This window comes from Thiovibrio sp. Mzg5 (assembly GCF_055379285.1).
The window spans coordinates 700,085-720,833 of sequence record NZ_AP022872.1; the positions used below are offsets into that span (position 1 = coordinate 700,085).

Here is a 20,749-nt window from a genome sequence, read left to right on the forward strand (position 1 = left end):
CATCGGCGCAGGGGATGATCACTTTTCTATACCCCCTGGCGGATCATTTTGTCTAGACCGGAACCGCAGACTTTTGGCGGAGATCGCTCATGAGCAAGACAACTCTTTATTGTTGATACGTCTCGAGGTGATACCAAGATCACAGAGGGCATAGCTATTCTGCCGCAACGGAGCGGCGAGCGCAGAAAAGGTTGGGATTTCCACGGCCAGCCTATGGACGGCGATATTACAGAAAAGAACTTGCGGCGTGGATAATTTGGTTTCCACGATTTGCGACAGACGTCACAAGCCCCCATTATGGGTTATCCGCACCCCGTTTGGCAATAACTTAAACGGCAACCGGCCAGGCAGCTCCCATGGTTTCACTGGCGTCCCGGAAGCAAGCAGCCACGCCGGAGTGGCAAGAGGCTTCGGCGTGGCTGCATCGGTTACCCTTCTTTCTTTGGTTTGGGTGGCGGCGGAGGCGGAGGCGTGGGCGGTGGTGGCGGAGGAGGCGGGGGCGGCGGGGGCGGCGGGGGGCAATTCCGTTTATCGTCGCCAATTGCCTGGACCACTCCGGGCTTCGTATTCATGGCTTTCCTCCGAGGTTGGTGATGCCCACGATTGCAAAGCAGATGATGCCTGCCAGGAACGTCACGCCGCCTAAGGAATTTAAAGCCAGGATGGCGGCGGTGTAGACGCCGCCGACCTTATCCTTGGTGATCGAGCCGTCATCGACCTGGCTGATTGCCTTGCTGTAGGCCATGGGGCTGAGATAGTAGGAGGTGATCATCAGGACGACGGTGCCGGTCCAGCAACCCCAGGCCGTGAGCAGCCACCAGACGGCGCAGGTTGGGGTGTCGCCGAGAATGTCCTTCACAAAGGTGATTGAGAGCGCCAAGGCGCCGGTGGTGAGGGTCAGCAGGGTCTTTTCGTAATTGTCGATGACCTGCTGCCTGCCGGCGACCAGTTGCGCCCGGTATTCCCGCAGATATTCTTCCATCAGGAAAACTCCTTTGGCCTAAGACCGCGCGCCTTCCTCACTGGCAGAGCGAGAGGCAGTTGTCGAATTCGGTCCGCGCTTCACCCAGGCACTGTTTATGCCAGACCGTATCGCGGTAATAGACGCTGCCGCTGCTGTTGACCAGATCGTTGCATATCTCGATCTTGTCGCGGTGGCGTTGCTTGCATTCGGCGATGCACTTTTCATCCCGCGCCAGCGCGGGATGCGCGCTGAAAACCAAGGTGCCGGCCAAGACCATGATGGTGAGAATTCCCAACTGTTTGCGTGAAATAATCATGTGTCTCCCTCTGCTATTTATTGATGGGTGTGATCGCCGGATTTGCGCTGTCAAACCACGTGAAATACGCCTCTGCCCCTTCCTTGCCGGACTGGACCAAGGCCTTTTTCTTTTCTTCGGAGAGGTCAAACTCGGTGGTTTTGACCCCGAGGGTGTCGATATAGATGGTCCGCTGCCAGTCGTCGCTGTGCAGGTGAGAGTTTTGCTGGGCATCCATGATGGTGCCGATCAGCGACGAGGCATAGTCAATGAAATTATCGATTTTCTTCTGGGGCGGTTCGGCTTGATCCCGAAACACGGAAATCTCCTCTTTCGTGTCGAGCCGGAAACCAAGGGTCTCCTTGTTGTAAGCATACCCGGCTATGGCGCGGTCCTGGCCTTGAACGTCGGCGTTGATCCGCGCATAGTATTCGGGGATAAAGGAGTTCTCGGGGGTGACGTATTTATCCCGGTCAAAGAGTTTGATGGGATAGTTGTCGAGTACCCCCCCGTCCACATAGACATCGCCGCGCGGGCTGCGCTTGGCCGCAAAGAATAACGGGATCGACATGGAGATCCGTACCGCATCGGCAACGCACATCCTGGGAGTATGTTCGGCGGAAAATACCTCGGAAAACCGGGTGGAGAGATTGGTGCCCATGAAGTAGAGCGACTTGAATTTGTTTTTTTCCTTCAGGGCTTCGATGTCCGCAAAGGTGGCTTCGCTGTTGCCGGTCTTTTCGCGGATCCGGGTGCCGATCCAGTTTCTGAAGAAATCGCCTTTGTACCAGCCATAGTGTTCGATAAGCCGCTCGGTGTCCCGCACTATCCCCAAGCTGTCATCCTTGAACTCGTTGAAATCCAAGGACCAGAGGATACCCCTGGTTTCGTTCGGGGTGAAACCGAGCCCGACCAGGATTGCATTGATCGCTCCGGCGGAGGTGCCGCCAACCCGTTCGATCTGTTCAATGATTCCCTTTTGGCTCAGCACGTCGATGGCGCCGAGATAGGCAATGCCCTTGACGCCGCCCCCTTCAAAGATCAGATTCCTGAAGTTGTAGGTCATATTCCCCTCCCAGTGTGTGGTTGCCCGTGGCTGTCACTAAGAAACGCGGCGGATGGTGAGTTGCACACTCCCATGGTTGTTCCTGTAAAGGCTCCAGGTATCGTTGGCAAAACAGTAGAGGTAGCCTGGCGCCGTAATCCGCAACGGGATTGATTCGTGGGCTGCCAGTTCGACATATTGGTGCGGCACTGGGCTGCCGTCATTGCCCACCACCTGTTTCAGACCGGCGTCGTTGGCGATTGCCCCGACCAGGGCGAACCATTTGAGATTCTCGACGCGTTTGGTGAACCACAGATCCGCTGACTCATTTTTGGTCAGTTTTTTGCAGGTGTTTTCAAGCGTGCCAACGAGGGAGAAAGCGCCCCGGACGAGATCGCCGACGGTCTTTTCTTTGTTTTCAGTGCCTCGCCAGTCGCAGGTGTCATTCCAGTCTTGCCACTGGCCGGTGGCGGAAAAGGTGAAGGAGTGGTCTTGGGGCAGGTAGACGCTGGAGTAGTTCCAGCGGGTGTCGGCGAAGATGTCAACCGTGTGGGATTCCCCAACCGCGAGGATCTTGGTGGGGTGATAGGCCGGGTGGGTGATCGGCGAAACAAGCTGGCGCCTGATGGCACTGGCATGAAACCGGGCATGGTTTTCCGGGATCATTGCCTCGATGTTCCGCGGTCGGGAGCGGAGCTTGGCAAAGGCGCCTTTGTAGGAAATGTGCATGGCCCCGAGCGGATCTGCCTTGATGGTCTCCTGAATGTTGTCACGAAAGGTAAGCCCGGCCTTGGCGCTTTCCTCCATCATCCAAAGCAGGGCGCCGTTGGAGAGGTCGCATCCCGCATAGCCGCCGCCCACGTCGGAATGTGCCCCTGGAAACCAGAGTTCAACGGCATCCGGATGCTGGGCGGCGTTTTGCCAGCGGGTGACGCAGAAGCAGGAGCGGATTTCGTCGAGGGCCATGGCGTGGCGGGCTGTGGCAACGTTTGTCCCGATTTCGGTGTTGTGGAACTCCCATTTGGATTTGTTGTCCAAAAAATTAAAAAATTCAAGATCATCCGGTATCCCGAGGGCGCCAACGGTATCCCAGACGCCGATGAAACGGATCGGCGTGGGCTGGCCCTGGTGGAAGAACAGCCAGTGGGGTTCGGCCCAGGCCGTGGGTTGGGCGTTTTTGTTGCGGTAGCCATCCTCGTAGGCACGGTGGACCCGGAGCCATGATTCGCTGGACGAAAGATCTTGCAGGTTGAGAAGGCCTTGGCCGAGAAAGCCTCCGAGGCTGCGGGCGGTGAAAGCCCCGCGACTGAAGCCGAAAAGGTAGATGTGATCCCCTTCTGCATAATTGCTGCCGAGCCAGTGGTAGGCGCTGCAGATGTGTCGGCTGATGCCCGCGCCGACCGTCCCGCCGAGGATGGCGTTGCGCAGCCCGCCTTCCCCGCCGACCCCGGGGTGGTAGTACTTCCGTTGCACTACTGCACCCTGCGCGTCATGATCTGCCAGAGCGTTATAGATCTTGAAGACATTGGTCGGGGCGGGGATTCCGTTATCTTCCTGGGCCGGATTGTTCCATGTGCCATCGCAGCAGACAATGAGATGTTTCATCGGCAGCACCCTCCCCCTTGCCTGGATTGGCAGAAGACCTCTCCTTTGTTAGGTACCGGAATTCGCTTGGCTTGTCAATAGTCCCGCAATTAAGCGGAGATACTCAATTGTTGACAGGTGCTCATTCTGCGGTGGCGTCTTCCTCGCAGGGGAAGCGGATACTCGCGGCAGCCGTTATTTCGCAGGCACCAGATCGATGATGGTCACCTGCGGCGGCGCCAGGAAGCGGATGGGAGGGCCCCAGGTGCCGGTGCCGCGGCTTAGATAGAGATAACCGTTGTTCAGTTTGGTGAGCCGGCCGGCCCGTTGGGGATAAAAAAACCAGGTGAGCAGGTTGAAGGGGAATACCTGCCCCTTGTGGGTATGGCCGGAAAGCTGGAGATCAAAAAGCCCCAGGCTGTTTGGGTCAATATCGGGTCGGTGCTTGAGCAGGACGGTGAAATTTTCCTTGGGTTGGGCGGAAAGCGCATCGCGCTCCGATGGGGCAGGTTCTTGGGCAAAGGAGTTGCGTGCCGGGTCGTCCACCCCGACAAGATTGATGCCGCCGACTACCATTCCCCGTTGGCGCAGCAGGGTGAAGCCTGATCTCTCGGTAAAATCCAGGGCATCCTGCAAGCCGGCATAAAATTCATGGTTGCCGGTAATGGCGAATTTGCCCAGGGGCGGCTTGACCGCCGCCAGCAGTTGGGCTTCTTTGACGAAGTGATTGAGCTGGCCGTCAACCAGATCGCCGGTGGACACCAGGATATCGGGCTCTGCCTCCTGTATTCGGGCAAGAACCCGATTGAGCCTTCCCTCCCGGATAATGAGCCCCAGATGCACATCCGAGATCTGGGCAATGCGTAGCCTGCCGATTTTTTCCGTAATCTTGGGACTGGCGATCTCGATCCGTTCCAGGCGGATATCCGCGGCCTCAAATATGCCGTAGCCGTACACCGTGACCACCAGCAGCGCCTGTGCCGCAAACAGTTGCCTTGGTGAAACCGTTGTCCGGGGAAGTTTTCGTTGCAGGATTTTTTCCGCTGCCAGAAAGGCAAAACGGCTCAGATCAACCGCGCCGGAAAGGATCAGGAAAAGGAAGAGCATCCCCATCCAGCTGAAACTTACATAGGCCCAAAGCCGGGCTCCTGTTTCAATCCCGAGCCTTTCGGTCAGCCGGACTATGATCGGCGCCGCGATCATGACCGCCATGAACAGGACTAGGCCGAGATTGGCCTTCCTGCCGGGGTGAAAGGCCGCCCTGATCTTGCGGAAGGCATAGTAGTGGACCAGGGGATAGATGGAGAGATAAAGAAGCAGGAAACGGATCATGCTTTTTCACCCGGTTTGCTTTGCGTAAAGGGCTGCCGGGAAAAGCCGATGGCAAGCATTAATCCTCGGCGATTTTTCCTGGCAGCCCGGGCCTCACTTGGTGCCGGTCACCTCGGCATCCTCGACAATGACGCCGTAGCGGTACCCCGCGCCGAAGTCACGGTTCCGGGAAAGGTTCCCCTTGATGGTGACCACGTCACCAACCTCGGGCAGCGCAGCGGTGGTGACCACCAGATCGTTGGTCCCGGCGGCCTGATTGCCGGTGCCGTCTTGCAGATGCAGCCAGTTCTTGCCCAGGATGCCGCGGCTGACCTTGACCACCTTGCCTTGCACCGCCACCGGCTTATTTGCCAGGGCATCTTTCTTTTCAAAAATCTCGCCGACGGTCTGGGCTTCGGCTCCCTCGGCCTTGCTCACCGTGATCGCTTCAGTCGGAGCTGCGACCGGAGCTGCAGGGGCGGCAGGGGTTGGCGCCGCAACGGGGCCGACAGGGGCAAGCCCTGCGGAAAAAATGATGCTTTCGAAGGTGCGATTCAGCGAGGTGCTTTTGAAGTTGCGCATCTCCATGCCCGGCTGGCAGGCGATTTCACTGCCCACCGCGATGGTGCTCTGGGGCAGGGCCACCCAGGTCTTGGCGCCGTCCTTCTCCACCAGGGCATAGGTATAGCCGCCGCTGTTCATGGTTTCGACCACCTTGCCGGATACCCCTTGCATTGATTGGTCGCCCCCCCCGCCTATTGCGCCGGCGCAGGCCTGGAGAGGATGCCACAGGAGCAGGGAGGCGGCGAGCACCAGACCGGGAAAAAATGTCATTCTCTTGCGTGCATTCATCGGGCGAGACCTCTTCAGCGATTGTAATAGGGGTTGCCCTGTCGGCGGCAACTTGAGCCAATCCGGCAGGTGAATTTTTTAATTGTAAGATGTTTTACGGAAGTTGCTCATAATAACGTCAGGCCTGGCCACATTTTTCATGGGCAGGGCCGGTTTCCGTCATCAGCCGGGGGATAGAAACGCCATTCTTTATTGACGATAAGCCGCGCCCCGCGCCGGAAATTGAAGAAGGACCAGGCCCAGCGCATGGTTACGGAAAGGCGGTTTTCAAAACCGATCAGATAGTAGATGTGGACCACGAGCCAGGTGGCCCAGGCGAAGAAACCGCCGAAACGGAGGCGGCCGATTTCGACGATCGCCTTGCTGCGGCCGATGGTGGCCAGTTGTCCCTTGTCTTGATATTGGAACGGCTGCCGCGTAAGCCCTGCGGTTTCGCGGAGAATGTTTTTGGCAATGGCGCGACCCTGTTGGAGCGCCACCGGGGCAAGTCCCGGCAGCGGCGCGGTGCGGCCATGGCTGAAGCAGGCCTGATCGCCTGCCGCAAAGACCTCGGGGTGATCCGTGAGGCTGAGATCGGGTTCCACCAGGATGCGGCCCAGCCGGTCGGTGGCCACGCCAAGTTGCTGGCCGAGGCTTTCTGCTGTGACCCCGGCGGCCCAGAGAATGGTGGACGCCTCCACGCGCTCCTTCCCGACCTGCACGCCGTTGCGGTCCATGCCGGTAACCGGGCTGGTGGTCCACACCTGCACGCCAAGCTGTTCCAGGTCGCGGGTCGCTTCGCCTGCCAGGGCCTCGCCGAAGGAGGGCAGGATGCGTGGCCCAGCCTCGATGAGGATGATGCGCGCCAGCTTAGGGTTGATGTTGCGGAAGTCCTGCGCCAGGGTGTAGCGGCTCATCTCGCCGATGGCCCCGGCCAGTTCCACGCCGGTGGGGCCACCGCCGACGATGACGAAGGTGAGGTGTCTCCGTTGTTCGCTCGGGTTTGCCGTGCGCTCCGCCGTCTCGAAGGCCGTGAGCACCCGCCGCCTAATCTCGGTGGCCTGCTCGATGGTCTTGAGCCCCGGGGCAAACTCTTCCCATTCGTCATGGCCGAAGTAGGAGTGGCGGGCACCACAGGCGAGGAGCAGGTAATCATAGGTGAGGGTGCATTCCTTGGCGACCATCTGGCGATTGATGAGATCGATGGCAACAACCTCGTCTTGTAGCACCGTGATATTGCGGTACTTGGCGAGGATGTGCCGGATCGGCGCGGCAATCTCCGCCGGGCTCAAGGCGGCCATGGCCACTTGGTAGAGCAGGGGCTGGAAGAGATGATGGTTGTGGCGGTCTACCAGGGTAACTCGGACACCGGCCTGATTGCCAAGCACCTTGGCGGCATTGAGCCCGGCAAAGCCGCCGCCGACAATGACGACATGTTTTGTGGGAGTTGTCATCTTAGACCCTGGTTCAATGCCGTAAAATGCTATCTCGCACCAGGGTCCATGCACGTATCATATTTGGATCTGACAGCAGCCAGGCAGTCGGCATGTTTCCGGGTATCCTTGTGCTCGCGGAATTCTCGGTCACAGGCCGTGACACCCCACTTTGATTCTTTGTTACAGACGTCTGCCTGGACAGGGCTGCTCTTTGCTGTAGCGTTATCAACTGCACCTGCTGCCAGGGTTAAAAAGACCCCCCCCATGAGGCATCCCCAAAAGGTAGCCACTCCGACTGTTTTCGAATGTTTGATGTTCAAGCTTTTTCCTCCCAATTTATTTGTGATGGCTAACGCAGTAAATAACCGGACTATGCAGCGCGTTGTGTGGTAGTGGTGTCGGTTAATCTGCTTTGTTAGATATTGTTTTGATTCACAATTTAGCATTATTTGACAACAACGTATGTATTGGCAAACCAATAATTTGAGTCTGATTTATCATCTGACAAAAATTCAATTAAGTATGGGCCAGACTTGTGTACCCGTACTAAAAAATGAATGATTTTATCTGAATTTGGTAGTGAAGTTATGAGATTTGTCGTAGAAAGTTTGTCATGATAAGCAAAAGATGCTATTCCAGTTGTAAAACGATCATCAGTTTTAGAAATTCGTCCATTATTATCAAATAAAACTCTACTAACAATTATGGATTCATCAGAAAGAGGAATAGCAATTTTTCTTTTCCCATCATTTTTAATTAATAATTTTATCGAGATGACAAGTTCTCCGTCACCAAGGTCTTTTACTTGAGTAGCATCAATGCTCAAATCCAATGATTCGTAATAAGTGGCATAGAATTCATACACGCCCCACATGCCCGCAACAATCAGGCCAATGGAAAAAATAATACTTTGGATTCCGGTAGTTATGGATTTAAAGCGATTTGTGTCCATATTGGATAATACCTCATAATATTGTCTATCTAGCTCGAGCTAAAATCTCCCCGCCCACTTTTTAGCCGCGTAGGTTGGGTTAAGCGCCGCGAGACCCAACGGTTTTGGCCGACAAGCAGATCATGATGCCGTTTTTGTCAACGTCCGTAACTGTTTGGTTTCATTACTAAAACTAACCTGTCAGGCTATCTTGGATATGGGATGTGAAATGATAACCGGAAACCCAAATCTTATGGGTAGGTTAGTTAACAAATCAACAACGTCCCCTTATGTCCTTCTTATGTCCTTAAAACAAAAGAGGATATTCCAGTTGTAAGACGGTCACTAGTTAGTTTCTTCTATAAAAGGAACTAGCTTCAAGCCAACAAACTCTCCTTTTTCATTATAAACAAGTCGAAACAACTGCGCTTGACCTGTCAGAGCTATTGTTCCTCCTTTAGTGGCTTGTTGCAAAATATCTAGGAGCTTGGAAGGTATTGTAGTATTGTCACTTTTGTCAGAGATTTTTGTTAGTTTCCATCCATTGTCAATGTTAAATTCAAAATCAGCCTTCCCCAAGAAATTCCATGTTTTTATACGATAACGCTGACTGTAATTCGGCAGCCAAACAATTTCGGCTGCTACCTTGTCCGTTGCTGGCGTTACAAGTAGGTACGGTTCTGGTTTATAGACATCATAGCCAGCTCCATCGCCATTCAGTGTAATGCTGTATCCAGCACACCCGGATAGCATTGTAAGAGCGATCAAAATCAATAACACCCTGAAAGTTAACGCATCTTTAATCTTCATTTTGCCCCCCCCCCCATATTCTGGTTAGTGATTGGCTGAACGCCGAGTATTTCACAACATTCCTTTACCGGAACGCAATGAATCAATAAATTGCCATCGTCTGATACAGTTCCAGAAAGCGCTGCAAGGATTCCAACCAAAGTTCCGTCTGGAGTTATAATATAACCTCCAGAATCCCCAATTTCCGGTGTGTATCTTGACCTAATTGCTACAGAAAATTGCTTTTCGTATTTTACGAGGCCATATTTCCCGTGAGGCCAGGAGTGATTACTGTTTTGTCCCATTACAACACCAGAATGGTAAGTTGCCGTCCTTGCACCCCAAAAAATCACCTCATCGCCTTCTATTGGGAGCTTCGTGTTTATAAATTTACGAACTTTGGTTGAGGGGATAATCATTGGTAGCGAAATTTCAGATTCAATATCTAACAATACTTTTGCCAATGCGAAATCTGCTGTAGTTTGTTTTTTTGTGACCAAGCTTTTCCCCTCATACAAGGCTATTTTTTCTGAATATCCGCTTCCGAAAGGAAAATATATCTTCCATGGGCCATTTTCCGGGGTTGAGAGGGTTTTTATAACGTGATCGCAGGTTGCGAGAAACACATCTTTGGTTTCATCAATGCAGAAGAAACCAAGGGTCCCATAGTTGATACCGCCCCAAGGACGGATTTTATCCCCGACTCGTAATTTCATGCTCATGGTATCTCCCCAAACGATAAAAGTTCGTCGACCGTGTCAGCGGTTACTGTTGAAAACAACCCAGATCCCAACAGTCGGTTGGACTGACCTTGTTATTATATTGTCGCTGAAAGTTTAACGGTTTGGACTTAGAGGCTCAAACTGATCGCACCCAGCGCACACCGTTTTGACTCTTTCAAATATGTCTTTGGGGACTAAAACGCGAGGGGGTCCAAGCAGATGATCAAGATCAATGAGGGCTTCGTTGCCTCTGTTGGGGCACACGTCTCTGCGACGGAAGTTTTTGCAGTTTTGAGGATCGATTGAGGTGGCCATGGACTTCACCTTACTTGTGAAGGTGAGAAAGAAGCTATTCAAATAGATACCACAGAATGGGGTGAGAAAGAAACTAAATAAATGCTGCTACAGAATGAAAGGGTAGGGGAAGCATAACAATATTATTATTGAGCTAGCTCGAATTGAAATTTTGTACCTATTTTTAGGCTAACAAGTTGACCCAACATGGCAATTTTTTGATCATTTTTTCTTAATTAGCCATTTCTTCATTCCGAAAAGGGGTGTTGTATTGCCGGGTGGATAATTCGGGCTAAAATTAGTCGGGGTGTTATCTGGCTCCCAAACATTTTCAAGGATCATTCTATACTCCCAGGTTGATTGGCAACCCAGGAAAAAGAAAGTCTCTGCGCTGCACCTGCTGCGTCGCGCAACACCCTTGCCAATTCCGCAATCCCCATCCTCAATCGCCTGGGGATTATGCTTGTCAAGAAGCGACAAACAGGCTAAATATAACCGCTTTTCAACGATGTTTTTTCGCGGCGTACTACGGCAACCGTGCAGACCCCAACCAAGGTGGCAGGCCTGTGAAAGAAGTTCAGGATCACTACTTCAAAAAGGCCAAGAAGGAAGGCTATCCCGCCCGCTCGGTGTACAAGCTGGAGGAGGCCCAAATCAAGCACGGGCTGCTGAAAAAAGGCGACACCGTGCTGGATCTGGGCTGTCAGCCCGGCAGTTGGTCCATGTACGCGGCCCAAGTGGTTGGCCCCCAGGGGCTGGTGGTGGGGGTTGACCTCAACTTCGGGCAGATCAACACCAAGGGTAACAGCGCCAAGTTTACCTTTCTGCACGGCGATATCATGACCGCCGAGGTGCTGGACCGGGTGCGCGGTATCTGCCCGGAGTTTGCGGTGATCATCAGCGATATGGCCCCGCGTACCACCGGGAACAAATGGTCGGATCAGCAGCACTCGCTGGACCTTTCCCGGCGGGTTGTGGAAATCGCTCAGGAGATGTTGCAGCCAGGCGGCAATTTTTATTGCAAGGTGTTTGAGGGCGAGGATTTCAAGGCCTTTGTGGATGAGGTCCGCCCCCATTTCAACCTGACTAAGATCGTGAAGCCGAAAAGCTCCCGTCCGGAAAGCCGCGAGGTCTTTGTGCTGGGGATGGGATTTAAGAAGACGAATAGGGCAGAATGATCAATGCAGAGGGCCATGGTAAGGCCGGTTTTATAACTCTGTATTTTTAATTTTTAACCTCAAGGAGTAAATCATGTCCGGACATTCAAAATGGGCTAACACCAAGCATCGTAAAGGCGCCCAGGACGCCAAGCGCGGTAAGATGTTCACCAAGCTTGCCAAGGAAATCGCCGTGGCTGCCCGCATGGGCGGCGGCGACCCCGAGGCCAATCCCCGGCTGCGTGCCGGCATTGTTTCGGCCAGGGCCGTGAACATGCCCAAGGACAATATCGACCGGGCTATCAAGAAGGGGATCGGCGGGCTGGAAGGGGTGAACTACGAAGAGATCACCTATGAAGGCTACGGACCGGGCGGGGTAGCGGTTCTCGTTGACTGCCTCACCGACAACCGGAATCGGACCGTGGGCGAGGTGCGCTTCTTTTTCGGCAAGTCCGGCGGCAACATGGGGGAGACCGGCTGCGTTTCCTACATGTTTGACAAAAAAGGTTCCATCCTGGTGGAAAAAGAGGCGATTGATGAGGAAAAGCTTCTGGAACTGGCCCTGGAGGCCGGAGCCGAGGATGTGGTCGACGATGGCGATATCTTCCAGGTACTGACCGCAATCGAGGATTTCAACGCGGTGCGGGAGGCGTTGGAGAAGGCCGGAGTCAGCTTTGTCGAGGCCTCCATCTCCATGATCCCCAAGAACACCGTGGAGGTTGCCGAGGAAAAGACGGCCATCTCGTTGATGAAGCTCATCGACAATCTGGAGGATTTTGATGACGTGCAGAAGGTGCATGCCAACTTCGATATCCCCGATGAGTTGATGGAAAAAATTTCCTAAGCATGACCCCAGGCAAAGGGAAGGCAGGGGCGGAGATAATCCGCATCCTCGGGATTGATCCCGGTTCGCGGGCAACCGGCTACGGGGTGATCGACCGGCAGGGCCATGCGCTTACCTTTGTCACCTGCGGGGTGATCCGGACCTCGGAGAAAAAGCCTTTCCCTGAGCGGCTGGAAGAGATCTACGACGGCATCCGCGAGGTCATTGGTGCCTATAAGCCGCAGCTGGCCGGGATTGAGGACATCTTCACCGCCATCAATCCCCGCTCGGCCTTAAAGCTCGGCCATGCCCGCGGGGTGCTGATCCTGGCCGCCAGACAGCACGGGTTGCTCCTGGAGGAATACAGCCCCACCGTGGTGAAACAGGCGGTGGCCGGGTATGGGCAGGCGCCCAAGGAGCAGGTGCAGCAGATGGTCCGGGTTCTCCTAAAGCTTGTCGCCTCGCCCAGCCATGATGCGGCTGACGCTTTGGCTGTGGCCATCTGCCGGGCCAGTCATTGCAACAATCTGCCCCGTTGAGGTAAACGTTTGCCTGGACGGTTATGGGCGAACGGGCTTTTTGCTTCTCTTCTTGCCAAAATTCTTCCATAATAGACACCAAGATGATGGTTGAAATCGCAACAAGCCGCGATTACAACGGTTATTTCTTTGGAACTGTTTTATTTTGTGTTACGGACCTGTGACCTTTTTCTTTTTTTTACGAGCGCATAATGATTGCCTGCCTGCGAGGAATATTGTTTCAGAAATTATCCGAATCCCTCATTGTTGACGTGGGTGGAGTGGGGTACGAGGTTTTTTTCCCCCAGAGCGGACAGGGTCGGTTGCCGGCGGTGGGGGAGGATGTTTTTCTCCATATCCAGACAGTGGTGCGTGAGGATGCCTTCAACCTCTATGGCTTTCTTGAGACCCCGGAAAAGGAGATGTTCCAGTTGCTGAACACGGTTTCCGGGATAGGGCCCAAGCTGGCCATGCATATTCTCGCCGGGATCTCTCCGGCGGAGATGGCCAGGGCCATTTTGCACGATGATCTGGCCCGCCTTACCCGGTTACCCGGGGTGGGCAAGAAAACAGCGGAGCGGCTTTGCCTTGAGCTGAAAGATAAGGTGCAGTTCGTGCCCGAGGCGCTCTCAGCCTCTTCTGCCGCCCAGATTGAACCGGGTGAGGATGACCGGGTGCACGATGCGATTTCCGCCCTGTTGAATCTCGGCTATCCCGCGGTTCGGGCCCGGGAGGCGCTGGCTTTGGTCCGGCAGCAGGCCGGAGCAGAGGCCTTTGCTGCCATGCGGCTTGAAGAACTGCTCCGTCAGACCTTGAGGGCCTTAGTGTGAATCATGAAGAACGGTTGGTTTCTCCGGTGGCCGATCTGGTCGAGCCGGTTGATCATGCGCTGCGGCCCAAATTGCTTGACCAGTACATCGGCCAGGAGCAGCTGAAGAGCAATCTCGGCATCGCGCTCAAGGCCGCGCAGGCCAGGGGCGAGGCCTTGGACCACGTTTTGTTGCACGGCTTCCCCGGCCTGGGCAAGACCACCCTTGCCTACGTCATCGCCAATGAGATGGGCGCCAACATCCGGGTCACCTCCGGGCCGGTGATCGAGCGGGCCGGGGATCTGGCCGCCATCCTCACCAGCCTTCAGGAAGGCGATGTGCTCTTCATCGATGAGATCCACCGTCTCAACCATGTGGTGGAGGAGATTCTCTATCCGGCCATGGAGGATTATCAGCTGGATCTGATCATCGGCCAGGGGCCTGGGGCGCGCAGCGTCAAGATGGATCTGCCGCGCTTCACCCTGGTGGGGGCGACCACCCGCACCGGCCTTTTGACCCCGCCCTTGCGGGACCGCTTCGGCATGGTGCTGCGCCTCGATTTTTATACGCCCGACGAGCTGGTGACCATTGTCAAACGTTCGGCCCATCTCCTGGGCGTGCCCATGGATGAGGGCGGGGCCCTGGAGATCGGCCGCCGTTCCCGGGGCACCCCGCGGATAGCCAACCGGCTGCTCAAGCGGTTGCGTGATTTCGCCGAGGTCAAGGCCCAGGGCAGCATCACGGCCCAGGTGGCGGATGAGGCCCTGAACATGCTGGGCGTGGACCAGGAAGGGCTGGACGAGATGGACCGGCGGATTCTGCTCACCATCATCGACAAGTTCCAAGGCGGCCCCATCGGCCTGGAAACCTTGGCCACCATGGCCTGCGAGGAAAAGACCACTCTGGAGGATGTCTATGAGCCCTTTCTCATCCAGATGGGGCTCTTGATGCGCACCCCCCGGGGCCGAATGGCGACCCAGGCGGCGTATGCCCACTTCGACAGGCCCTTTACCCGAAGGCAGGATGCGGATCTCAGCAACGGCGAGGCTGCTGGTCTGCTGTTTTAAAGGCGGGCAGGCCCGGGAAGCAAGGAGAGGAGCGTATGATCGGAAAAAAATTGACAGTCCGTGACATCATCGACATGAAGCGCGCGGCGGACAAAATCGTCGTGCTGACCGCCTATGACGCCGGCTTTGCCCGGTTCCTGGACAAAAACGGGGTGGAGATCGTCCTGGTCGGCGACTCCCTGGGCATGGTGGTCCTGGGTTATGAATCCACGGTGCCGGTGACCATGGAGGAGATGCTGCACCATTCTCGGGCGGTTAAGCATGGGGTGGAACGGGCGCTCCTGGTCGGCGACATGCCCTTTCTCTCCTACCAAGTCGATGCCGGTTCGGCCATTGCCAATGCAGGCCGTTTCTTGAAAGAGGCGGGCTGTGACGCGGTGAAGCTGGAGGGCGGCCTGGAGATTTGTGCCACGGTGGCGGCCATGGTCCGGGCCGGGATTCCGGTGATGGGCCATATCGGCCTGACCCCGCAGACCGCCGGAGCCCTTGGCGGCTACAAGGTGCAGGGCCGTGACGCCGAATCCGCCCGGCGGCTGCTGGCCGAGGCCAAGGGGTTGGCCGAGGCCGGGGCTTTTGCCATTGTCTTGGAGTGCATCCCCGACAAGCTCGCCGCAGCCATTACCGCAAGCGTTCCCATCCCCACCATCGGCATCGGGGCCGGGGCGCAGTGCGACGGGCAGGTGCTGGTAATCAACGATCTGCTGGGCATGTTTGAAAAGTTCGTACCCAGTTTCGTAAAGCAATACGCGAACCTGGCTCCCCAGATCGCCGGGGCCATCGCCGCTTTTCGGGATGAGGTCAAGGGCGGCTTGTATCCGGACGCTGAGCACAGCTTTGTCATGCAGGGTGAGGTGGAGGATCTGCTCAAACAGGGCAAGGGTTGATTGTATTCTTCCGTTGATGCGGTTTTGCATCGGCGCAGGGGGGCTGTTCCTTTGGTCTTGGCGGGTTGCAAAAGGCAGCGGATTGTGTGCTGTTCCTAGAGATATCATTTTGACGGGGTGGGGTGCAGACATGAAGGAAGGCTTAAATCGCAGACAGTCGGTTCGGGTCACGGACAGGGTGATGTTGGCAATTCATCCGGTTTCCGCGGATAAGATGCAGGCTGTTGCCAAGGATTTTCAGCAGGGAATTTCTCCGTACAACCAGCAAGGGCTTGCCGATATCCAGATGTTCATCGGCGCCCAGAGTGCCTTGGCCAACTTGCGGGAGCGGGACGCAGACTTGGCTGATTTTTTGCAGCATCTGGACAACAAGATGAACATGATGCTCAAACAGGTCAAGGGGGGGGAGAGTCCCCTGGACGCTCTGATCATGCGCAAGGCCAATATCAGTGCCAATGGCATCGCCATTTATAGCGATGCTCCGGCCAGGCTGGATGAGATTGTCGAGATCCATCTTGTTCTGCTTCCTTCCTACACCTATGTGTATTCCTTTGGCAAGGTCATTGCCTGCGATCCGGCCCCGGCAGAGGAAGAGTCCGGCTCTAAATTTCGGGTCGCCCTGGAGTTTGTTTTCCTTCTTGAAGAAGATCGGGAAAAAATCATCCAGCATACCTTCAAGCAACAGAGCCTGGCTCTACGCAACCGCAGGCTCAATCCCTGATGGCGTCGCAAAAAGTCCGATCTGCTGCGTTGCGGCGCACTTTTGCTCATTCGGCATACCGTGTGTATAGCCTCATTCGCAAAAGCACACCGCGCCTTGCATATCGAACTTTTTGCTTAGCCATCCCGATCCCGACTGGTTGCGAGTCCGTCAATCCTTGAGAGTTTTCTGAACCATGCGCGAGATTAACAGCAGCGAGATCCGCCAGGCCGTCCGTGATCTGGCCATTGCCGCGGCCCATGACCTGGAGCCGGATATTCTGGAGGCCCTGCTTGCCGCGCGGGACCGGGAAACCGGGGAACTCGCCGGGAATATTCTGGAACTTCTCCTCACCAATGCCGATATCGCGAGCCGGGAGCGGATTCCGGTGTGCCAGGATACCGGCACCGGCATCCTCTTTCTCGAACTGGGCCAGGAGGTCCACATCCAGGGCGATCTGAACGAGGCGTTGCAGGAGGGGGTGCGGCTCGGCTACGAGGAAGGGTATCTGCGCAAATCGGTCTGCGACCCCTTGACCCGCCAAAATACCGGAACCAACACCCCGGCCGTCGTCCATCTGGAATTGGTTGCCGGCGATCGCCTTACCATCCGCTTTCTGCCCAAGGGCTGCGGCAGCGAGAACATGAGCAGTCTGGTCATGCTGCCTCCTGCCGCTGGAACGGAAGGGGTGGTCCGGCATGTGATCGACAGGGTGCTGGCCGCAGGCTCCAATCCCTGCCCGCCGATGATTGTTGGGGTTGGCCTGGGTGGTTCGTTTGAAAAGGCGGCCCTGTTGGCCAAGAAAGCCCTGCTGCGACCGGTTGGCGAGAAAAGCGTGCGCGCGGATGTGGCTGTGCTTGAAGAGAGGATGTTGCGGGAGATCAATGGTCAGGGCCAGGGGGTTCACGGTTTTGGCGGGATCAGCACCGCCCTGGCCGTGCATATGGAAACTTTTCCCTGCCATATCGCCAGTCTGCCGGTGGCAATCAATATCCAGTGCCATGCCCATCGGCATAAGGAAATTGTCTTGTGAAAACTGAACCTGCTTTTTTTGACAACCTGCCCGAGGTGCGTTTGCCTTTAACTCCGGAGGCCATGGCCTCGCTCAAGGCCGGCCAACTGGTAAGCCTGAGCGGGACGCTGTACACCGGGCGGGATCAGACCCATCGCCGACTTTGCGCCCTGCTGGATGAGGGCAAGGAGCTGCCGGTGAATCTTAAGGGGCAGCTGCTCTATTATGTCGGGCCGAGCCCGGCCCGGCCCGGTCGGGTAATCGGCGCGGCCGGGCCCACCACCAGCTACCGGATGGACAGCTACACCCCGCGCCTGCTTGCGCTGGGGCTTGCGGCGACCATGGGCAAGGGGGCCCGTTCCGCCGAGGTGCGTCAGGCGATGCTAGCGCATGGTGCGGTGTATCTCGCCGCCATTGGCGGGGCCGGGGCGTTTTTGTCCAAATGTATTAAGAAAGCCGAGCTGATTGCCTTTGCCGATGCCGGGCCGGAGGCCCTTTTTCGGTTCGAAGTGGAAAACTTCCCGGCCGTGGTGATCAATGACCTGGAGGGCCGTGATTACTATGCGCTGGTTGCCGCAACAAGCCGTTGTGAAAAATAATAACCGGACCATTTAGTTACATTGGTCCGGAACGAAGCAGCGCCCCTCACACTACTATTAACGGCGATGGTCATGGATGTTAGATGACGATTTCCTAACGGCTCCAAATAAAAAAGGAGAGGGCTGAGCCTCTCCTTTTTTATTTGTCAATTGTCAGCCATTAAGGCTGAGTCCTGTATGTTCTGGGTCTTTATTTCTTGCCGAAAACGCTCAAGCCTTTGAGCAGCGTGAGCGCGGTGTTCAGCTGCTGATCCTTACTCAGATCCTCGGGCTCCGATTTTTCCTTGCTCGTCGGAGTTTTTACCCGGGGTTTCGGCTTTTCTTCGGTTTTTGGTTTCTCGTCTTTTTGCGTTACGTCATCTTTCAGGCCGTTGCCGATGTGATGCTTCAGGTCTTTTTCCCGCAGGTATTTCGGTTTTTTGTCCTGTTCCTCATCCTTGTCATCGGCTTCGACGGACAGGCTCGTGGGGGAGGCGACGATGATGTCCGGGGTTATGCCCGTTGCCTGGATCGAGCGGCCGCTGGGGGTGTAATATCTGGCCGTGGTCAGTCTGAGGCCCGCCCCGCTGTCCATGGGGATGATGGTCTGCACCGAGCCCTTGCCAAAGGTTTGGGCGCCGATGATCACCGCTTTTTTGTGATCCTGCAGGGCGCCGGCCACGATCTCCGAGGCGCTGGCGCTGCCTTCGTTCACCAGCACCACCAGGGGAAAGGTGTACTTGGGGCTGTTGTCGCGGGCGTAGAATACGGAATTCTGTTCCTTGATCCTCCCCTTGGTGGAGACAATCACGCCCTCGTCGATGAAGATATCGGCAATCTTTACGGACTGGTCGAGAAGCCCGCCCGGGTTATTGCGAAGGTCCACGATGAGCCCTTTCACCTTTCCTTGCTTTTCCAAGTCGGCGAGCGCTTTTTTGAAATCAGCCGTGGTCTGCGCCTGGAAATTGATGATGCGGATGTAGGGGTATCCCGGTTCCAGCAGTTTCGATTTGACGCTGTGGATGGGGATAATATCGCGGATCAGGGTGATCTCTTTGAGGTCGGGCCAGCCCTTGCGATGGATGGAGATGGTCACTTCCGAGCCTTTCGGACCCCGCAGCCGTTTTACCGCCTCCATGAGGCTCATGTCTTGGGTCTGTTCATCGCCGATTTTGACGATTTTGTCGCCCGCCTTAAGCCCTTTGGCAAAGGCGGGGGTTCCTTCGATGGGGGAAACAACCGTGAGGATGTTGTCCTTCATGGTTATTTCTATACCGATGCCGGTGAAGCTCCCCTGGGTTTCTACCTGCAATTCCTTGAAATCATCCGGCTTCATGTAGGAAGAGTGGGGGTCCAGGGTGGTGAGCATACCCTTGATCGCCCCTTCAATGGCTTTTTGGCTGTCCACTTCCTCGACATAATTTTCCTGGACCAGATTGAGCACGTTGGAAAAGGCCTCAAGGCTTTCGTAGGTGTCCTGGGTTGTCGCGGTGACTAATGAGTAATTCCAGGCCAGTAACGAACCGGTACCTACACAGAGGGTGACAGCAATAATTTTTATAACCGACCGTTTTGTCGAGCTTTTCATGACTGGTCCTTAACCGGAAAAATTCAAAAGATGTTTGTTCATTGTCTGTAGCGGAGGCAGTAACATTGATAATAGCATGTTTCATGCCGAGAAACAACGATTTATCTGTGCTGGTAAGGCGAAGATCAGTGGGGCGCTTTTGGGGTTGCCTTGATTTTAAGCCTGGCGTTGTTCACCCAGAGCAGGGGGTTTTCCGGCGTCGTTCCATGGCGGATCTCAAAATGGAGCCCCTCTCCCAGCAACCCTTCCTGGTCGCTCATGATGCCAACCACCTCGCCCCTGGCAACCGTGTCGCCTTCCTCCTTGTAGAATTTCGCGGCCCGGGAAACAAGGCTGAGATATTGCTGGCCATGGTCAATAATGAGCAGGTTGCCATAGCCGCGGAGGAATTTGGCGTAGATGACCTTGCCCTCGTAGATGGCGGTGATTTCCGTACCCGGCGCGGTATTGATGTCAATGCCGTTGGCAAAGGTGGTGATGCCGAATTTATTTTGGACGCTCTTGCCGAACAGGGTTGTAACCGTGCCCGGCGCCGGCGGAGCGAGGCGCCCTTTCTGGGCGGCAAAGCCGAGGTTGCCCGGGCGGGATTTGGGGGGGGCGGCCGACCGGGACTCCTTGGGGCGAACTTCCTTCTGGCGCGCTTTGGCTGCGTCGGTCTTCAGTTGCTCAAGGGTGTTGGTCAGTCTGTCTGCCGCCCCCTCGAGTTCTGTGAGCGCCATTTGGTAGAGTTTTTTCTCGGTTTTCACCTTTTGCAGCAACCGCATTCTTTCCTCGCGGGTGGAGGCGAGCTGTTCTTCCTGTCCCTTGACCTTGGTGATGGTTTCAACCAGGGACTGTTTTTCCTGGGTGAGGCTGATCTGCGTTTTCTCAAGCGTCGCCACTTTTTCCCGGTATTCCCGGATAACATCTTGGTCTCGCTTGAGCAGGGCGTCGAAATACTCGCGAAAAGCAAGGAGATCAGGCAACTCGCTGGTGGAAAAAATGACATTCATCACGCCGATATCTCCCATCCGGTAAAAGGAATTGAGCCGTTTTTTGATATGGCGCTTTGCCTGTTCCTTGGCCTCTTTTGCCTGGGCGGCCTCATTCTGTTTTGCCACCATGAGCTGTTCGTGTTTGCTCAGATCCTTCTTGAGGCGGTTGAGCTTGTCGCCTTCGTTCTGGATATGCCCGTTCAGGCGGTCCAGCTCAGTGAGCAGGGAGCTTTCTTGTTTATTGGTGGTCTGCACCCTGGTTTTCTGATCTTCGATGCCTTTTTTCAACCGTTGGATTTTTTTTTGTTCCTCGATAATCTTGGCGTCCACGGGGGTGTTTTCCGCAGCCAGACACAGGCGTTGGCCGAGGCAGATGGCCAACGCCAGAGTCAAGAGGCAGACAGGAAGGTAGGGGCGGTGAAGGATGGAAATCATGC

The 20,749-nt window shown here is 55.5% G+C and carries 21 protein-coding genes; 9 read left to right on the top strand and 12 right to left on the bottom strand.

Features of this window, described 5'->3' with window-relative positions; all coding sequences use genetic code 11:
• Window positions 1–568 precede the first annotated feature (568 nt).
• The 10 genes from ACZ46D_RS03180 to ACZ46D_RS03225 form a co-directional block, all read right to left on the bottom strand.
• On the bottom strand, window positions 569–982 hold the full coding sequence (locus ACZ46D_RS03180; RefSeq protein ID WP_464928590.1) for a hypothetical protein: 414 nt from the start codon (window positions 980–982) through the stop codon (window positions 569–571).
• Window positions 983–1,019: 37 nt separating this feature from the next.
• The gene (locus ACZ46D_RS03185) at window positions 1,020–1,280 is read right to left on the bottom strand and encodes a hypothetical protein (protein WP_464928591.1); all 261 of its coding nucleotides are present in this window, start codon (window positions 1,278–1,280) and stop codon (window positions 1,020–1,022) included.
• A gap of 13 nt (window positions 1,281–1,293) precedes the next feature.
• Window positions 1,294–2,325: a patatin-like phospholipase family protein gene (locus ACZ46D_RS03190; RefSeq protein ID WP_464928592.1), complete on the bottom strand. Its 1,032-nt coding sequence runs from the start codon at window positions 2,323–2,325 to the stop codon at window positions 1,294–1,296.
• A 36-nt stretch (window positions 2,326–2,361) separates the two neighbouring features.
• Window positions 2,362–3,909 carry a DUF2235 domain-containing protein gene (locus ACZ46D_RS03195; protein WP_464928593.1) on the bottom strand — a complete coding sequence of 516 codons (1,548 nt, stop codon included), beginning with the start codon at window positions 3,907–3,909 and terminating at the stop codon, window positions 2,362–2,364.
• Between the two features lie 174 nt (window positions 3,910–4,083).
• Window positions 4,084–5,220 carry a metallophosphoesterase gene (locus ACZ46D_RS03200; protein ID WP_464928594.1) on the bottom strand — a complete coding sequence of 379 codons (1,137 nt, stop codon included), beginning with the start codon at window positions 5,218–5,220 and terminating at the stop codon, window positions 4,084–4,086.
• 93 nt (window positions 5,221–5,313) lie between these two features.
• Window positions 5,314–6,051 (bottom strand): OB-fold nucleic acid binding domain-containing protein, encoded by a 738-nt coding sequence (locus ACZ46D_RS03205; RefSeq protein ID WP_464928595.1) that lies wholly within the window; start codon window positions 6,049–6,051, stop codon window positions 5,314–5,316.
• Between the two features lie 137 nt (window positions 6,052–6,188).
• Entirely contained in the window at window positions 6,189–7,484 is a 1,296-nt protein-coding gene (locus tag ACZ46D_RS03210; RefSeq protein ID WP_464928596.1) for an NAD(P)/FAD-dependent oxidoreductase, read from the bottom strand.
• A 427-nt stretch (window positions 7,485–7,911) separates the two neighbouring features.
• Window positions 7,912–8,418, bottom strand: a complete 507-nt coding sequence (locus tag ACZ46D_RS03215; RefSeq protein ID WP_464928597.1) for a hypothetical protein — start codon at window positions 8,416–8,418, stop codon at window positions 7,912–7,914.
• 324 nt (window positions 8,419–8,742) lie between these two features.
• Complete coding sequence (locus ACZ46D_RS03220) at window positions 8,743–9,207, bottom strand: LolA-like protein (protein WP_464928598.1); 465 nt, start codon at window positions 9,205–9,207, stop codon at window positions 8,743–8,745.
• Window positions 9,204–9,908: a hypothetical protein gene (locus ACZ46D_RS03225; protein WP_464928599.1), complete on the bottom strand. Its 705-nt coding sequence runs from the start codon at window positions 9,906–9,908 to the stop codon at window positions 9,204–9,206. Before ACZ46D_RS03225 ends, ACZ46D_RS03220 begins: the two co-directional genes overlap by 4 nt.
• Before the next feature lie 860 nt (window positions 9,909–10,768).
• Between ACZ46D_RS03225 and ACZ46D_RS03230 the strand changes: the two genes are divergently transcribed.
• From ACZ46D_RS03230 to ACZ46D_RS03270, 9 genes are all read left to right on the top strand, one after another.
• Window positions 10,769–11,380 carry an RlmE family RNA methyltransferase gene (locus ACZ46D_RS03230; protein ID WP_464928600.1) on the top strand — a complete coding sequence of 204 codons (612 nt, stop codon included), beginning with the start codon at window positions 10,769–10,771 and terminating at the stop codon, window positions 11,378–11,380.
• Window positions 11,381–11,453: 73 nt separating this feature from the next.
• Window positions 11,454–12,203 carry a YebC/PmpR family DNA-binding transcriptional regulator gene (locus tag ACZ46D_RS03235; RefSeq protein WP_464928601.1) on the top strand — a complete coding sequence of 250 codons (750 nt, stop codon included), beginning with the start codon at window positions 11,454–11,456 and terminating at the stop codon, window positions 12,201–12,203.
• A 2-nt stretch (window positions 12,204–12,205) separates the two neighbouring features.
• Window positions 12,206–12,721 (top strand): crossover junction endodeoxyribonuclease RuvC, encoded by a 516-nt coding sequence (ruvC, locus tag ACZ46D_RS03240; protein WP_464928602.1) that lies wholly within the window; start codon window positions 12,206–12,208, stop codon window positions 12,719–12,721.
• 191 nt (window positions 12,722–12,912) lie between these two features.
• Complete coding sequence (gene ruvA / locus ACZ46D_RS03245) at window positions 12,913–13,530, top strand: Holliday junction branch migration protein RuvA (RefSeq protein WP_464928603.1); 618 nt, start codon at window positions 12,913–12,915, stop codon at window positions 13,528–13,530.
• Window positions 13,527–14,576 (top strand): Holliday junction branch migration DNA helicase RuvB, encoded by a 1,050-nt coding sequence (gene ruvB / locus ACZ46D_RS03250; protein WP_464928604.1) that lies wholly within the window; start codon window positions 13,527–13,529, stop codon window positions 14,574–14,576. The genes ruvA and ruvB overlap by 4 nt, the downstream gene beginning before the upstream one ends.
• Window positions 14,577–14,611: 35 nt before the next feature.
• Window positions 14,612–15,460: a 3-methyl-2-oxobutanoate hydroxymethyltransferase gene (gene panB / locus ACZ46D_RS03255; protein WP_464928605.1), complete on the top strand. Its 849-nt coding sequence runs from the start codon at window positions 14,612–14,614 to the stop codon at window positions 15,458–15,460.
• 130 nt (window positions 15,461–15,590) lie between these two features.
• On the top strand, window positions 15,591–16,181 hold the full coding sequence (locus ACZ46D_RS03260; protein ID WP_464928606.1) for a PilZ domain-containing protein: 591 nt from the start codon (window positions 15,591–15,593) through the stop codon (window positions 16,179–16,181).
• A gap of 175 nt (window positions 16,182–16,356) precedes the next feature.
• The gene (locus ACZ46D_RS03265) at window positions 16,357–17,193 is read left to right on the top strand and encodes a fumarate hydratase (protein ID WP_464928607.1); all 837 of its coding nucleotides are present in this window, start codon (window positions 16,357–16,359) and stop codon (window positions 17,191–17,193) included.
• Window positions 17,190–17,771 carry a FumA C-terminus/TtdB family hydratase beta subunit gene (locus ACZ46D_RS03270; RefSeq protein WP_464928608.1) on the top strand — a complete coding sequence of 194 codons (582 nt, stop codon included), beginning with the start codon at window positions 17,190–17,192 and terminating at the stop codon, window positions 17,769–17,771. The genes ACZ46D_RS03265 and ACZ46D_RS03270 overlap by 4 nt, the downstream gene beginning before the upstream one ends.
• A 190-nt stretch (window positions 17,772–17,961) precedes the next feature.
• On the opposite strand, the gene ACZ46D_RS03275 is transcribed toward ACZ46D_RS03270, so the two are convergent.
• A complete protein-coding gene (locus tag ACZ46D_RS03275; protein WP_464928609.1) occupies window positions 17,962–19,338 on the bottom strand; it encodes a S41 family peptidase in 1,377 nt (458 codons plus the stop codon).
• A gap of 125 nt (window positions 19,339–19,463) precedes the next feature.
• Window positions 19,464–20,747: a murein hydrolase activator EnvC family protein gene (locus ACZ46D_RS03280; RefSeq protein WP_464928610.1), complete on the bottom strand. Its 1,284-nt coding sequence runs from the start codon at window positions 20,745–20,747 to the stop codon at window positions 19,464–19,466.
• Window positions 20,748–20,749 lie beyond the last annotated feature (2 nt).